This is a genomic window from Acidovorax sp. M2(2025), assembly GCF_049330835.1.
Taxonomy (GTDB): Bacteria; Pseudomonadota; Gammaproteobacteria; order Burkholderiales; family Burkholderiaceae_C; genus Acidovorax.
Genome location: NZ_CP186262.1, coordinates 2,449,745 through 2,463,908, shown reverse-complemented (window position 1 = coordinate 2,463,908; position 14,164 = coordinate 2,449,745). Strand labels below are relative to the sequence as shown.

The 14,164-nt window shown below is 65.2% G+C and carries 13 protein-coding genes, 1 tRNA gene and 1 pseudogene; 8 read left to right on the top strand and 7 right to left on the bottom strand.

Annotated elements, in window-relative coordinates:
• Window positions 1-30: 30 nt before the first annotated feature.
• Complete coding sequence (locus ACOYR3_RS11455) at window positions 31-1,674, bottom strand: 3-(methylthio)propionyl-CoA ligase (RefSeq protein ID WP_422842514.1); 1,644 nt, start codon at window positions 1,672-1,674, stop codon at window positions 31-33.
• 212 nt (window positions 1,675-1,886) lie between these two features.
• Here ACOYR3_RS11455 and ACOYR3_RS11450 point away from each other — a divergent pair, with 212 nt between their 5' ends.
• Complete coding sequence (locus ACOYR3_RS11450) at window positions 1,887-2,573, top strand: Crp/Fnr family transcriptional regulator (protein WP_422842513.1); 687 nt, start codon at window positions 1,887-1,889, stop codon at window positions 2,571-2,573.
• 283 nt (window positions 2,574-2,856) lie between these two features.
• Here the strand turns inward: ACOYR3_RS11450 and ACOYR3_RS11445 are convergent.
• Both ACOYR3_RS11445 and ACOYR3_RS11440 read right to left on the bottom strand, forming a co-directional pair.
• Window positions 2,857-3,006 (bottom strand): annotated as a pseudogene (locus ACOYR3_RS11445) (IS110 family transposase); the annotation flags it as partial.
• A 309-nt stretch (window positions 3,007-3,315) separates the two neighbouring features.
• A complete protein-coding gene (locus ACOYR3_RS11440) occupies window positions 3,316-4,362 on the bottom strand; it encodes an IS110 family transposase (RefSeq protein WP_422842512.1) in 1,047 nt (348 codons plus the stop codon).
• Between the two features lie 356 nt (window positions 4,363-4,718).
• Between ACOYR3_RS11440 and ACOYR3_RS11435 the strand changes: the two genes are divergently transcribed.
• The 5 genes from ACOYR3_RS11435 (at window position 4,719) to ACOYR3_RS11415 (ending at window position 8,316) form a co-directional block, all read left to right on the top strand.
• Window positions 4,719-6,203: a protein adenylyltransferase SelO gene (locus ACOYR3_RS11435; protein ID WP_422842511.1), complete on the top strand. Its 1,485-nt coding sequence runs from the start codon at window positions 4,719-4,721 to the stop codon at window positions 6,201-6,203.
• Window positions 6,200-6,613, top strand: a complete 414-nt coding sequence (gene msrB, locus ACOYR3_RS11430) for a peptide-methionine (R)-S-oxide reductase MsrB (RefSeq protein ID WP_422842510.1) — start codon at window positions 6,200-6,202, stop codon at window positions 6,611-6,613. The genes ACOYR3_RS11435 and msrB overlap by 4 nt, the downstream gene beginning before the upstream one ends.
• A gap of 23 nt (window positions 6,614-6,636) precedes the next feature.
• Window positions 6,637-7,176, top strand: a complete 540-nt coding sequence (locus tag ACOYR3_RS11425; RefSeq protein WP_422842509.1) for a septation protein A — start codon at window positions 6,637-6,639, stop codon at window positions 7,174-7,176.
• 26 nt (window positions 7,177-7,202) lie between these two features.
• Entirely contained in the window at window positions 7,203-7,463 is a 261-nt protein-coding gene (locus tag ACOYR3_RS11420) for a BolA family protein (protein ID WP_422842508.1), read from the top strand.
• A 67-nt stretch (window positions 7,464-7,530) separates the two neighbouring features.
• Window positions 7,531-8,316: a foldase protein PrsA gene (locus ACOYR3_RS11415; protein WP_422842507.1), complete on the top strand. Its 786-nt coding sequence runs from the start codon at window positions 7,531-7,533 to the stop codon at window positions 8,314-8,316.
• A gap of 82 nt (window positions 8,317-8,398) precedes the next feature.
• Here the strand turns inward: ACOYR3_RS11415 and ACOYR3_RS11410 are convergent, their stop codons facing one another.
• Complete coding sequence (locus ACOYR3_RS11410; protein WP_422842506.1) at window positions 8,399-9,211, bottom strand: DUF1624 domain-containing protein; 813 nt, start codon at window positions 9,209-9,211, stop codon at window positions 8,399-8,401.
• A 248-nt stretch (window positions 9,212-9,459) separates the two neighbouring features.
• On the opposite strand from ACOYR3_RS11410, the gene ACOYR3_RS11405 reads away from it, so the two are divergent.
• Window positions 9,460-10,404, top strand: a complete 945-nt coding sequence (locus ACOYR3_RS11405) for a midcut-by-XrtH protein (protein ID WP_422842505.1) — start codon at window positions 9,460-9,462, stop codon at window positions 10,402-10,404.
• Window positions 10,405-10,624: 220 nt separating this feature from the next.
• Here ACOYR3_RS11405 and ACOYR3_RS11400 read toward each other — a convergent pair.
• From ACOYR3_RS11400 to ACOYR3_RS11390, 3 genes are all read right to left on the bottom strand, one after another.
• Window positions 10,625-10,701: transfer RNA gene (locus ACOYR3_RS11400), tRNA-Pro, on the bottom strand.
• Between the two features lie 176 nt (window positions 10,702-10,877).
• Window positions 10,878-11,135, bottom strand: a complete 258-nt coding sequence (gene infA, locus ACOYR3_RS11395) for a translation initiation factor IF-1 (RefSeq protein WP_422842504.1) — start codon at window positions 11,133-11,135, stop codon at window positions 10,878-10,880.
• Window positions 11,136-11,468: 333 nt separating this feature from the next.
• A complete protein-coding gene (locus ACOYR3_RS11390; RefSeq protein WP_422842503.1) occupies window positions 11,469-12,686 on the bottom strand; it encodes an HPP family protein in 1,218 nt (405 codons plus the stop codon).
• A 181-nt stretch (window positions 12,687-12,867) separates the two neighbouring features.
• On the opposite strand from ACOYR3_RS11390, the gene ACOYR3_RS11385 reads away from it, so the two are divergent.
• Window positions 12,868-14,055, top strand: coding sequence for an ABC transporter substrate-binding protein (locus tag ACOYR3_RS11385; protein WP_422842502.1), 1,188 nt, complete (start codon window positions 12,868-12,870; stop codon window positions 14,053-14,055).
• The last annotated feature ends 109 nt before the right edge of the window (window positions 14,056-14,164 follow it).

Genomic DNA, 14,164 nt, shown 5'->3' with positions numbered 1-14,164 from the left:
CGGCGCACCGGCGCGGCAGCTTTCATGCGATCAAAGGCCCGGGAGCTTGTAGCCGTTCAATTGCTCGCGCAGCTTGGTCTTGAGCATCTTGCCGGTGGCGCCCAGGGGAATGGCCTCGACGAACACCACGTCATCGGGAATCTGCCACTTGGCGGTCTTGCCCTCGTAGAAGGCGAGCAGTTCCTCGCGCGTGACCTCGGTGCCGGGGCGCTTGACCACCGCCACGATGGGCCGTTCGTCCCACTTGGGGTGCGGCATGCCCACGCACGCAGCCATCGCGATCGCCGGGTGGGCCATGGCGATGTTCTCGATGTCGATGGAGCTGATCCACTCGCCGCCGGACTTGATCACGTCCTTGCTGCGGTCGGTGATCTGCATGAAGCCGTCCGCGTCGATGGTGGCCACGTCGCCCGTGGGGAACCAGCCACGGCCCTGCGCGTCGCGCACCAGCGGATCGCCCCCCTCGCCCTTGAAGTAGCTGGCCACGATCCAGGGACCGCGCACCAGCAGGTCGCCGTAGGTCTTGCCGTCCCACGGCAGCTCCTGCCCGTTGCCGTCCACGATCTTCATGTCCACGCCGTAGATGGCCCGCCCCTGCTTGAGCAGAACCTTCATCTGCTCGTCCATCGGCATGGCAAGGTGCTTGTTCTTGAGCGTGCACAGGGTGCCCAGCGGACTCATTTCGGTCATGCCCCAGGCGTGCAGCACCTCCACGCCGTAGTCTTCCTTGAATGCATGGATCATGGCCGGCGGGCAGGCGGAACCGCCGATCACCGTGCGCTTGAGCGTGGAGAATTTCAGCCCGGAGGGCTTCATGTGGCCCAGCAGCATCTGCCACACCGTGGGCACGCCGGCCGCGTAGCTCACCTTTTCCGACTCCATCAGCTCATAGATCGACTTGCCATCCATGGCGGGACCGGGGAACACCAGCTTGCAGCCGGTGAGCGCGGCCGAGTACGGAATACCCCAGGCGTTGACGTGGAACATGGGCACCACCGGCAGCACGGAATCGCGGGCCGACAGGCACATCACGTCGGGCAGCGCAGCCGCATAGGCATGCAAGGTGGTGGAGCGGTGGCTGTAGAGCGCGGCCTTCGGATTGCCCGTGGTGCCGCTGGTGTAGCACATGCTGGAGGCCGAGTTCTCGTCGAACTGGGGCCAGACGTAGTCCGGCGACTGCGCCGAGATCCAGGTCTCGTAGCTGGTCAGGCCGGGGATGCCCGAATCGGCGGGCAGCCGGTCGGCGTCGCACAGGGCCACCCACTTCTTCACCGTGGGGCAGCGGGCATGCACGGCCTGCACCAGCGGCAGGAAGGTCAGGTCGAAGCACAGCACCTGGTCCTCCGCGTGGTTGACGATCCAGGCGATCTGGTCCGGGTGCAGGCGGGGGTTCACGGTGTGCAGCACGCGGCCGGAGCCGGAGACGCCGAAGTACATCTCCATGTGGCGGTACCCGTTCCAGGCGAGCGTGGCCACCCGGTCGCTGAAGGCCAGTTGCAGCGCGTCCAGTGCATTGGCCAGCTGGCGCGCACGCGCGGCCAGATCGCGGTACGTGTAGCGGTGGATGTCGCCCTCGACACGCCGCGACACGATCTCCGCGTCGCCATGGTGGCGCTCCGCAAATTCGATCAGCGACGAAATCAGCAACGGTTGGCTCTGCATCAGGCCCAGCATGGGTGCTCCTTGGATGTTGTAGTGAAGGGAGAGATGATCGTAGCGCGGAGCCTGGTGCCGGGCTGTCACCCGCGGGGACGCGGCCCCGGCTCCGTGCGCAGGATTCCGCCGCAGTGTGCGCGTTGCGCGCCAGCCTGCCAACACCTGTCGCTCCCTTGACAAAGGCCCAGGGATAACCCTGAAGGCGGGCGCCCAGCGGAGACAATCGCCCCATGCTTTGCTTTGCGCCCACCGCACAGCGGTTCATCGAAACGCAGCCCTGGTTCCCCAGCGTCCCGCCGGCGTTGCAGTCGCGGTTGCGCGACGAGGTGTTCGCCGAACAGGGGGACAAGGGATCGGTCATGATGCCCGCGGGCAGCGCGGTCCGGGGCTGGCATGCCGTGCTGTCGGGCCTGGTCATGCTGCAAAGCCCGGCCAGCCAGGGGCGCTCCTCGGCCTTCATCGGCGTGCCGGACGGCGAGTGGTTTGGCGAAGGTTCGGCCATGAAGCCCGAGCCGCGCCGCTACAACGTCGTGGCCTTGCGCCCCACCACGCTGCTGTGCCTTCCGCTGCCCCTGTTCTCGACCCTGCGCGAGACCAGCCTGGCCTTCAACCAGTTCCTGGTGCAGCACCTGAACATGCGCCTGGGCCAGGCGATGACCATCATCGAAGCCGGGCGCACGCAGTCCCCCGAGCACCGCGTGGCCCTGTATCTGAGCCGCCTGTTCTGGCGCAGCACGCGCCGGCTGAACCTCACGCAGGAAGAGCTGGGCCAGCTGGTGGGCCTGTCGCGCCAGACGGTGAACAAGGTGCTGCGCGGGCTGGAAGGCCTGGGCATCGTCTCGCTGGACTTCGGGCGCGTGGCCATCGTGGACGACGCGGCGCTGGACGCGTACCTCATCGCCACGGCGGCGCGCTAGGGATGCTTACATGGACGTCTCCAGAAGAGCAAGATTCAGCAGTGTGAAGGTCTGAAGGGTTTGCAGTCTTACATACGGCCTGTTGGTGCAGGGTGTTCGTCCTGCGGGCCCTGATGGCATTCGCGGGTGAGGCTCCTGTCTGCACGTCGAGCTCCAAGCCCTTTATCCCTATCGGATTGCCCCCACCCCGGTTTGACCTGGTGACCCATCACACAAGCTTCTTGCGTGCTCTCCTTCAAAACGTTTTCTTGGCGCCTGGAGTATTCAACCCATCGTTTTGGTCTCACGCTGCCGTGAGCTCAACTGGATTCCATTTCGCCTGCTCAAATGCCTTGCCTTTGACCAGAACTGCCCAGACTGTTCGGGCAAGCTTGTTGGCCAGGGCCGCAACAACCACGCTGTAGGGGCGGCGCAGCAACAGTCTGTCAATCCAGCCGCTTCGCTGGCTCCTGGCGATGACGGCTCTTACATGGACGTCTCCAGAAGAGCAAGATTCAGCAGTGTGAAGGTCTGAAGGGTTTGCAGTCTTACATACGGCCTGTTGGTGCAGGGTGTTCGTCCTGCGGGCCCTGATGGCATTCGCGGGTGAGGCTCCTGTCTGCACGTCGAGCTCCAAGCCCTTTATCCCTATCGGATTGCCCCCACCCCGGTTTGACCTGGTGACCCATCACACAAGCTTCTTGCGTGCTCTCCTTCAAAACGTTTTCTTGGCGCCTGGAGTATTCAACCCATCGTTTTGGTCTCACGCTGCCGTGAGCTCAACTGGATTCCATTTCGCCTGCTCAAATGCCTTGCCTTTGACCAGAACTGCCCAGACTGTTCGGGCAAGCTTGTTGGCCAGGGCCGCAACAACCACGCTGTAGGGGCGGCGCAGCAACAGTCTGTCAATCCAGCCGCTTCGCTGGCTCCTGGCGATGACGGCTCTGGCGCCGTGCATCAACAGGGTCCTCACATACGGATCGCCGCGTTTGGAGATGCCCAACTGCCGAGTCTTCCCGCCAGTGCCAGTCTGTCGGGGCGTCAGACCCAACCAGGCAGCGAATTGCCTGCCTGACTCGAAGCTGGACAGGTCGGTTGCGGTAGATACCAAGGCTGTCGCCGTCAACGCACCGATGCCCGGTATGGCCTGCAGCGCCTGCATGGGCCGGTTTTGCTTGACCATCGAGGCCAGCCGTTTGTCCAACTGGTCGATATCGCTTTGCAGGCTGTTGATGCGACGCAGTTGATCTTGAACGCTGGCGACCACCACCTCTGGAAGTCGCGCCTGTTCCTGGGCTTCGGCCAGGGCATCCTGAACGAGCTTGAGTAACGCACGGTGCCCCTCAGGCAACACGATGCCGAACTCATAGAGCAAGCCGCGCAACGCGTTGGTTTGCATGATGCGCACCTTCATAAGCTGAGCCCGCATCCGATGCAGGGTCAGACAGGCTTGCTGCTGCTCGCTCTTGACCGGCACGGCCTTAATGTGGGGCTGCTGGGCCGCCACCCAGATAGCCTGGGCATCACGGGCATCGGTCTTGTCGCGCAGGACAAAGGCACGGACATGCCGGGCAGGCAGCAGCTTGACCGCATGTCCCAACGCTTGCAGCGTTCTGGCCCAGTGGTGCGCACCGCCACAAGCCTCCAAAGCTACAAGCGACCTCTGACGGTTGGCAAAGAATGTAGTCACCCGATCACGCCTGAGCTTGTGTCGTGTGATCTCGCCTGTCTGGGCATCCACAACGTGTAGTTGAAACACGTTCTTGGCAATATCCATTCCGATGACGGGCAGCGTTGCGGTAGATTGCATGGCGGGGCCTCCGGATCTCAAGTGGTTGCGACGAACTTCCACTTTGGCACTTTGATGCCGTTGCCGCGAGGCCCCACCCACTATTGGGTCATGGGCCTACGCCATCAACGACGGTGGAGGTGGAGACGTCCATGCCATCTGCACGAATCGAGCGGAAAGTGTGCGCTGCGGATCGGGAGGGGCTGCAAGGCGCAAAACGCAGCAATAGCCGTAGCTATTGCGAGGTTTTGCAACGCCGCAGACCGCCCGAGTCCGCAGATGCACATGGCGCGATGATTCGTGAAGAGGATCCCTAGCCCTTTGCGGCGCAAATCCCTGCGGGCCGCGCGGCATCCGGCCTGCGGGACAATCCGGCCATGCATCTGCCCGCCGAGACCGACACCGCCGCAGCCGACGCCGGCCTGGCCTGGAACCACCGCTTCGCTGCGCTGGGGACGGATTTCTACACCGAATTGCGCCCCACCCCACTGCCGGCGCCCCACTGGGTCGGCACCAGCTCAGCGGTGGCCCGCCTGGTCGGACTGGACCCGGACTGGCTCACCTCGGACGCGGCCCTGCAGGCCTTCGCGGGCAACACGTTGCTGCCCGGCTCGCGCCCCCTGGCCACGGTGTACAGCGGCCACCAGTTCGGCGTGTGGGCGGGGCAACTGGGTGACGGCCGCGCCATCCTGCTGGGAGAGACGGCGCAGGGGTGGGAGATCCAGCTCAAGGGGGCCGGACGCACCCCCTACTCGCGCATGGGCGATGGCCGCGCCGTGCTGCGCTCCAGCATCCGCGAATACCTGTGCAGCGAAGCCATGCACGGCCTGGGCGTTCCCACCTCGCGCGCGCTGTGCATCACGGGGTCGGCTGCACCGGTGCAGCGCGAGACGGTGGAGACCGCGTCCGTGGTCACCCGCGTGGCCCGCAGTTTTGTGCGCTTCGGCCATTTCGAGCACTTCGCGGCGCGCGACCTTGCGGACCCGCTGCGCACGCTGGCGGACTACGTCGTGGACCGGTACTACCCCGAATGCCGGGCCTCGGCGGCCTTTGGCGGCAACCCCTACGCAGCGCTGCTGAACGCGGTCAGCGAACGCACCGCGCGCCTGATGGCTCAATGGCAGGCCGTAGGTTTCTGCCACGGCGTGATGAACACCGACAACATGAGCATTCTGGGCCTGACGATCGACTACGGCCCGTTCCAGTTTCTGGACGCCTTTGTCCCCGGCCACATCTGCAACCACAGCGACACCCAGGGCCGCTATGCCTACAACCGGCAGCCCAACGTGGCGTACTGGAATCTGTTTTGCCTGGCGCAGGCGCTGCTTCCCCTGATCGGCGACGCCGAGCTCGCCCAGGACGCGCTGGAGTCGTACAAGACGGTGTTCCCCGCCGAGTTCATGGCCCGCATGCGCGCCAAGCTGGGCCTGGCCAGCGCCCGGGACGGCGATGCCGCGCTGATCGACGGCATCCTGGACCTGCTGGCCCGCAACGCCGTGGACTACCCCATTTTCTGGCGCCGCCTTTCGCACGCCGTACAGGCCGGCGATTTCGAGCCGGTGCGCGACCTGTTCGCGGACCGCGCCGCGTTCGACCGCTGGTTGCTATCATATTCAGAGCTTCTTGCGCTTTATGGACGGGCGCCAGCGGCACTTTTGATGCTAAAAACCAACCCCAAGTTCGTCCTGCGCAACCACCTGGGCGAGCAGGCCATCCGCGCGGCGAAACTTGGCGACTTCAGCGAAGTCCAAACCCTCCTGCGGCTGCTGGAGCGCCCGTTTGACGAGCACCCCGGCCACGACGCGTACGCCGCCTTCCCGCCCGAATGGGCTTCCTCCATCGAAATCAGCTGCTCCTCATGACCTACCCCATCCAAAAGACCGATGCCGAGTGGCAAGCCCTTCTGCAGGACAAGGGCGCCGAGCCCGTGGCATGGCAGGTCACCCGCCATGCCGCGACGGAGCGCCCCTTCACGGGAAAATACGAAGCCCACTGGGCCGACGGCAGCTACCACTGCATCTGCTGCGGGGCCAAACTGTTTGACTCGGGTACCAAATTCGATGCTGGCTGCGGCTGGCCGAGCTTCTCGCAAGCCGTGCCCGGCGCGATCACGGAAATCGTCGACCGCAGCCATGGCATGGTGCGCACCGAGACGGTGTGTGCACAATGCGGGGCACACCTGGGCCATGTCTTTGAGGACGGCCCGGCCCCCACCGGGCTGCGCTACTGCATGAACTCGGCCTCGCTGGAGTTCGAGTCCGGCAGCAAGTGAGCACCGGGCTTTTCTGTTGACCCATGAAAATTCTGATCGATTTCTTTCCCATCCTGCTGTTCTTCGGTGCCTACAAGTTCTACGGCATCTATGTGGGCACGGCCGTGCTCATGGCAGCCACCGTGCTCCAGATGGCGCTGATCTATGCCATCGACCGGCGCCTGCAGACGATGCACAAGGTGACCCTGGTCCTGATCCTTCTCTTTGGCACGCTCACGCTGGTGCTGCAGGACGACCGCTTCATCAAGTGGAAGCCCACCGTGCTCTACGGCGCCATGTCGGTGGCGCTCGCGGTGGCGGTGTGGGTGCTGAAGAAGAACTTCCTCAAGCTCCTGCTGGGCAGCCAGCTGGCCCTGCCCGATGGCGTGTGGCACCGCCTGAACGTGGCGTGGATCGTGTACTGCGCCTTCATGTCCGCCATCAATGCCTATGTGGTCGTCAACTTCAGCACCGAAGCCTGGGTGGACTTCAAGCTCTGGGGCTACGTGTTCCCGCTGGTGTTCCTGGTGGCGCAGGGCATCTACGTGGCCCCGCATCTCAAGAACGACGAACCTGCCGCCTGACGCTGAAGAACAGGAAAAAAAGCTCCATGACATCCCTGGCCCAACAGATGCACGAGGCGCTCGCGCAGCGCCTAGCGCCCACCGCACTGGAAGTGCTGGACGAAAGCGAGGCCCACGCAGGCCACGCCGGGGCGAACGGCACCGGGTTCGGCACCCACTTCCGCGTCCGCATCGCGTCACCTTTCTTTACAGGCAAGCCCCGGGTCGCGCAACACCGCCTTGTGTATGATGCGCTGCAAGAATTTATTGACCAAGGCGTACACGCCCTTGCCATTGAAGTTCTCTGACCCGGCCCGATGTGCCCATGGCCGGAATCAGCCGGCACAAAATCACCCATCATTGTTTGGATTCCGCATGAAGAAACAGCTTCTGTCCGGCCTCGTGGCCGCAGCCGTGCTGGGCACGTTGGCGTTGCCCGCATCCGCCCAGAATGTCGCCATCGTCAACGGCAAGGCCGTGCCGAAGGAGCGCGTCGAAGCGCTCAAGCAGCAGGTGGAGCGCTCGGGCCGTCCGGTGACGCCGGATCTCGAGGGCCAGATCAAGGAAGAAGTCATCGCGCGTGAAATCTTCATGCAGGAAGCCCAGAAGCGCGGCCTCGAGGCATCGGCCGACTACAAGGCCCAGATGGATCTGGCGCGCCAGACCATCCTGATCCGCGAACTGTTCGCCGACTTCCAGAAGAACAACCCCGTGACCGACGCCGAGATCCAGGCAGAGTACGACAAGTTCGTCGCAGCCAACGGCGGCAAGGAATACAAGGCCAGCCACATCCTGGTCGAGAAGGAATCCGACGCCAAGGCCATCATCGCGTCCATCAAGAAGGGCGCCAAGTTTGAAGACATCGCCAAGAAGCAGTCCAAGGACCCAGGCTCTGGCGCCAAGGGCGGCGACCTGGACTGGGCCAACCCGGCCAGCTACGTGAGCGAATTCTCTGAAGCGCTGGTCAAGCTCGAAAAGGGCAAGATGACCGAAACGCCCGTCAAGAGCCAATTCGGCTGGCACGTCATCCGCCTGGACGACGTGCGCAAGGCCGAGCTGCCCAAGCTGGAAGAAGTCAAGCCCCAAGTGGCCCAGCAGCTGCAACAGCAAAAGCTGACCAAGTTCCAGGAAGACCTGCGCGCCAAAGCCAAGGTCGAGTAAGCGGTCTCGCACCTTCCTCCCATAAAAAAATGCGGCCCGGGCCGCGTTTTTTTATGGGCGCCTGCACAGCCGCCACCCTGCTCTACCCCGCCGCGGTCCGCGTAAACCAGGCCACGGCCATCAGCAGGCCGATCATGACGGGCTGGTGCAGCATGTAGTAGCTCAGGCTCCAGCGGCCCAGCACCGCCAGAGGCGCCAGCGCCGGCCACACCCGCTGCTGCAGCCAGCGGGCCCGCTGCCCGCCAGCCAAGGCCCACTGGCCCGCCGCCAGCCCCCACCACATCACACCCAGCCAGGGCAGCACCGGAACATAGTCTTCCGTATAGGGCTTGCGCGACACCCACCCCAGCCAGTTGAGCGCCCGGCCATTGAACCAGGAGGCCGCGTCGGCCCACGCACCGCCCAGCAGCGGTGGGGCAGCCCACGGCAGCGCCACGGCCACCGCACCGGCAAGCCACAGCCAGCGCCCCCAGCCCGCAGTGCAGCGGGCCACCACCAGCATCACGGCCATGCCATGCAGCACCCCGAAATAGATGAAGCTCTGCGGGAACATCACCAACGAGCCGGCCGACACCAGCAGCGCACAGCCGGCAATCTGCAGCCAGCGCCGCCCGAAACGGCCCCACCCCTGCCCCTGTTGCAAGGCAATGGCCTGGCCCACGCCAGCGCAGAAAAGAAACAGGCTCACGATGGCCGTGCGCTGCAGGGTCCAGAAAGGATCGGCGCGGAAGTTCTGCGGCCAAAAGCCCAAGTGGCTCAGGTCAAAACAGAAATGGAACACCGTCATCCACACCATGGCGAAGCCCCGCAATGCGTCCACGCTGTCATACCGCTGCGAAGTGCGAGGGGCCGGGTTTGGGGGCGAAAGGGGCTGAGAGAAAGGCACAGGGCTCATCAGGGATGGGGCATGGATTGCAAGGCAGGTGCAAGGGACAGCACCCCGCGGCCCCCGATGGTACGCAAGTCCCGGCAGGTACTGGCAAGCCCCAAGCAGCCCCCACGGGGCCGGGGAGCGCCCCGCCATCGCAGCGCCGTGAACGGCACAACTGCTTCATGATTGTTGACGGTTTGATTCCGCCATCGCAAATAGCATCGGGCGGAGTTTCACAGCCCAGCACGACCATGCGCTCGCCCTGCCCCTTCTTGCCCCGCCCGACCCGCGTTCTGGTCTTTGCCGCTGCCGCCAGCGGCTCCATGGCAGCCCTGGCGCAATCCGCCCCCGGCACCTGCCAGGTCTCCCTTGGCTATGTGGCGGCAACCCTCCCGGGTGCTGCGCCCGTCCCCGGGCTCACCTCGTTCAGCATGGCTGTTCTCGCAGCCCTGCTGGGCGGCTTGGCGTGGCACAGCCAGCGCACCCGGCGCGGCGCCAAGACCTGGGCCGTTGCGCTGTGGGCTTCTGCGGGCCTGCTGGGCATGCAGGGCGGTGATGGCCTGGTCCAGGCAGTGCGCGCTGCCGGGCCCTATGAGTTCAACAACCCTGCGGGCGGCACGGTGGCGGACGCCGCCATCCCCTACGCCAGCCCCGCGCCGCTGCTCACCGTGACCAACACCAGCGGCGTGAGCATCAGGATCGCCAGCAATGCCAATGCCGCCGAGACAGGCTCCTGCGCGGTGGGCGCAACCCTCGCGCCGGGCAGTTCCTGCACGACCGCGGCGGTGTGTGCCGCGCCTCCACCGCCAGCACCTCCACCGCCAGCACCTCCACCGCTGCAGCTGCTAAGTGTGCTCACCGAGCCCACTGCGGCTTGCGACATGACACAGCCGCTCTACGTCAAGACATGGACGCTGGGCCTCAATTCGGCGACCTACACGATTTACCCGCCCCGACTGGCCACCGCCCCCACCTTCTCGCCCAGTGACGCAAGCGTGACCACATCAATTGCCTATACCCAAGGGCCCGAACTCATCGCGAACCCAGCCACAGGCGGGGCCATCAATTTAGACCAAGCGGCAGCCGGCGTGCTTACGGTCACAGCTCTGGCCCCTTCAGGCTATGCCTTCGACGCGAATACTCCGCCCAGCACAGTCAAGACCTGGAACCTCCCATACCAGCAGTGCTGGACGGCGCGATTCAACCAATCCTTTTAAACAAACAGTTGCCGTTGGCTGAGAACGCAAAGCGAATTTTTGTCGGTTTTTGGCGGCAGCGTTCTCGCCGGCAACGCCCATGACACGGCCTGTTGCTTCGCCATATGGACAACCGGAGCATTGATACGGGCTGATTGAAGTATTTACCTAAGGCACAGCGCCCCCACAGGCGCAAGCAAAAAAGGCCCGCAGAGAAAATCTCTGCGGGCCTTGCAAACATTGGTCGGAGCGGCGGGATTCGAACTCGCGACCCTCTGCTCCCAAAGCAGATGCGCTACCAGGCTGCGCTACGCTCCGACAGCTAGTATTCTAACCCGGCATTTCCCTTGTTTTTGCCGATTGCCAGCCTTTTGTGATTCTTTTGCTAGCAATCGGTGGCGCGGACACTCGGCGACGCCTTGGTGCCCACAGCCCTTGCAGCAACAGTGCAGCGCGGGATCACCACAGAGACGCCCTGGTCGGCCGCCCGCCGATCAACGGTTGCCGGACGGCGCCGGGCCAGGGCCTCGGCCCGGGAGATGGCGGAAGGTGATGCGGCCCTTGGTCAGGTCGTAGGGCGACATTTCCAGCGACACCTTGTCGCCGGCCAGGATACGGATGTGGTGCTTGCGCATCTTGCCGCCGGTGTAGGCGATGAGTTGGTGCCCATTGTCCAGCGTGACGCGAAAGCGCGAATCAGGCAGCACTTCGGTGACGGAGCCCTGCATCTCGATGAGTTCTTCTTTGGCCATGTTCTCTATCTCTTCAATTCAAATATCTGTCTGCGATGGGCGGGTGCCGCCGGTATCCAGCCTTGCGGCAGCCGCAGGCGCAACAAAACAAACCACCGCGCCTTGCGGCACGGCTTAACACACTGGGCATTGCGGGGCGGTGGGAGACGCTGCACCCGGGGCGCAGATCAGGCAGAGGGCCGGGAAGACCGGCGTGGGCTCGGCTTTTCTTCAGTGGACAGGCAATGCACTGTGCAAAGCTTGTCAATTGTACTGCGATGCGCCCTGCTTTGCCTACAGAGCCTGTGGGTGGCGACATCGGAGCGCATTCACGCCCCCCGGCCAAAGCTGCGATCAGCGTGAAGCAGCAGCAGGCCGCAACTCTTCGCCTGGCTCGTCACGTCCCTGCACCGCCTGCGCCAGGGTGCGCACCAGGTCCGTCTGCGTGATCATGCCCACCAGGCGCTGTTCACCGTCCACGATGGGAATGTGGTGGTGTCCGCCCTGGGAAAACAGGGGCACGAGGTCCATGGCGTGCTGCTGGACCTGGGCCACCTGCACGGGATGGGACATGAGTTCGCCCACGGAGCCGGGCTGGCCGCTGCGCCCCATGACCAGGGCCCGCAGGCGTTGCCCCAGCCCTTCGTGCGTGTCCAGGTTGGCCAGGCGCATGAAATCGGCCACGGTGACGATGCCCACCACCAGCCGTTGCGCGTCAACCACCGGCAAGGCCTTGATCTGCTCGGCACGCATCAGCGTCCAGGCCTCCTTCAGCGAAACACCGGCCTCGACGGCAAAAGCCGGCCTGGACATGATGTCCTCGCACCGCAGGTCTCCCAGCGTGCGCTGAAACGCCGCACGGCCGGCCAGGTGCAGCAGGCCTTCCAGATCAGCGCGGCTCACGTCCAGCACCTGGTTGTAGTGGGCCAGGGCCGCATCCACGTCCGATGCGGTGAAGGCGCCGGCAGCAATGGCGCGGCCCTGCCGCGGCTGCTGCGGGTGCGGGTAGCGGCGCCCCGTCAGCGTGTTGTAGAGCACCGCCGCCACCAGCAGCACGCCCACGTTGAAAAGAATGGGAAACAGCGCCATCCGCCATCCGCTGCCGGCGTTGATCACCATGAACAGGGCCATCGCCCCGCCCGGCGGGTGCAGGCAGCGCAAGGGCACCATGAGCGCGATGGCAAGCCCCACGGCCAACGCGCCCGCTACGGCCGGATCGGGCACCCATGCGGCGCACGCCGCGCCCACCAGGGCCGACAGGGTGCTGCCGCCCACCACGGGCCACGGCTGGGCAAATGGGCTGGAGGGCATGCCGAACACCAGCACGGCGCTGGCCCCCAGCGACGCCATGATCCACGGGCCAGCGTGCCCTGCGCCCGCCCACCACCGGCTGAGCGCCGCGGTGAACAGCACGCCCAGCACCGCGCCGACGATGAAGCGCACCCGCTCGCGGCCATCAATGCCCAGCGGGGCGGGCCAGAAGGCGCGCAGCCAGCGGGCGGACCGCTCGGGCCATGGCGGGGTGGAAGGCGTGGAGGCGGGGGTGCGGGAGTCGGACAAAGGCTCTGGCATGGGGCAGACATCAGCGAGGCACTGTGCCTGGCCATCGCGATGGTACCGCCGCGGTCGCCCTGCCCGCTGCAGCACCACTGGCCAGGGCCTCCGCACGGTACGGGTAAGCCATAGGTTTCCACGCTGGGAGGGTTCAGGTAAATTGCTTTAAGCCTAAACAAACCAGCCTGGAGACTGCCCCATGACCTCTCGCCGTCTTGTCCTCCGCCGCAGTGCCGCCATCGTGGGCGCCGCATCCACCGGGCTCCTGCTGCCCGCCATCGTGCGGGCACAAGGCGGCAAGGTGAGGGTGGGCTTCATGCTGCCGTACACAGGCACCTTCGCCCAGCTGGGCGTGGCCATCGAGAACGGGGTGCGCATGGCCATCGACCAGCAGGGCGGCAAGCTCGGCGGCCGCGAGATCGAATGGTTCAAGGTGGACGACGAGTCCGAGCCCAGCAAGGGTGTGGAAAACGCCAGCAAGCTGGTGCAGCGCGACAAGGTGGATGTGCTGATCGGCACCGTGCACTCGGGCGTGCAGATGGGCATCCAGAAGGTCGCGCGCGACACGGGCGTGCTGAACCTCATTCCCAACGCGGGTGTGCATGCCGCCACGCGGGCCCTGTGCGCGCCCAATGTGTTCCGCACCTCGTTCTCCAACTCGCAGCCCACGCTGGCGCTGGGCAAGGCCATGGTCGAGAAAGGCCACAAGAAGGCCGTGTGGATTACCTGGAAGTACGCCGCGGGCGACGAGGCGTTCGAGGGCTTCAAGGAAAGCTACACCAAGGCGGGCGGCACCATCGTCAAGGAACTGGGCCTGCCCTTCCCGAACGTGGAGTTCCAGGCACTGCTCACCGAGATTGCCGCGCTCAAGCCCGACGCTGTGGCCTGCTTCTTTGCCGGCGGCGGCGCGGCCAAGTTCATCCGCGACTACGCGGCGGCCGGCCTCAAGGACAAGATTCCGCTGTACGGATCGGGCTTCCTGACCGAAGGGGTGCTGGATGCCGCCGGGCCCGCAGCCGACGGCATCATCACCACCATGCACTACAGCGACTCGCTGGACACGCCGCGCAACAAGCAGTTCCGCCTGGAATACGCCAAGGCCTTCCGCAGCCAGCCCGATGTGTACGCGGTGCAGGGCTACGACACGGGCCTGCTGCTGGTGCAGGGTGCCAACGCGGTGAAGGGCGACTTCTCCGCCAAGCCCGCCGTCATCAAGGCCATGGAAAGCGCCACCATCGACAGCCCCCGCGGCAAGTGGACGATGAGCAAAGCGCACAACCCCGTGCAGGACATCTACCTGCGCCGTGTGGAGAACAAGGAGAACAAGGTAATCGGCGTTGCGGCCAAGGCCCTGGCCGACAGCGGCGCCGGGTGCAGGATGGGGTAGATGTGACACCCCCCTGAGGCGCTGCGCGCCTTCCCCCCGCTCTCGCAGCGCTGCGCGCTGCGGGCAGGGGGACGCAGCCCTCGCTGCAGGGCGGCCCTTGCTTGGCTGC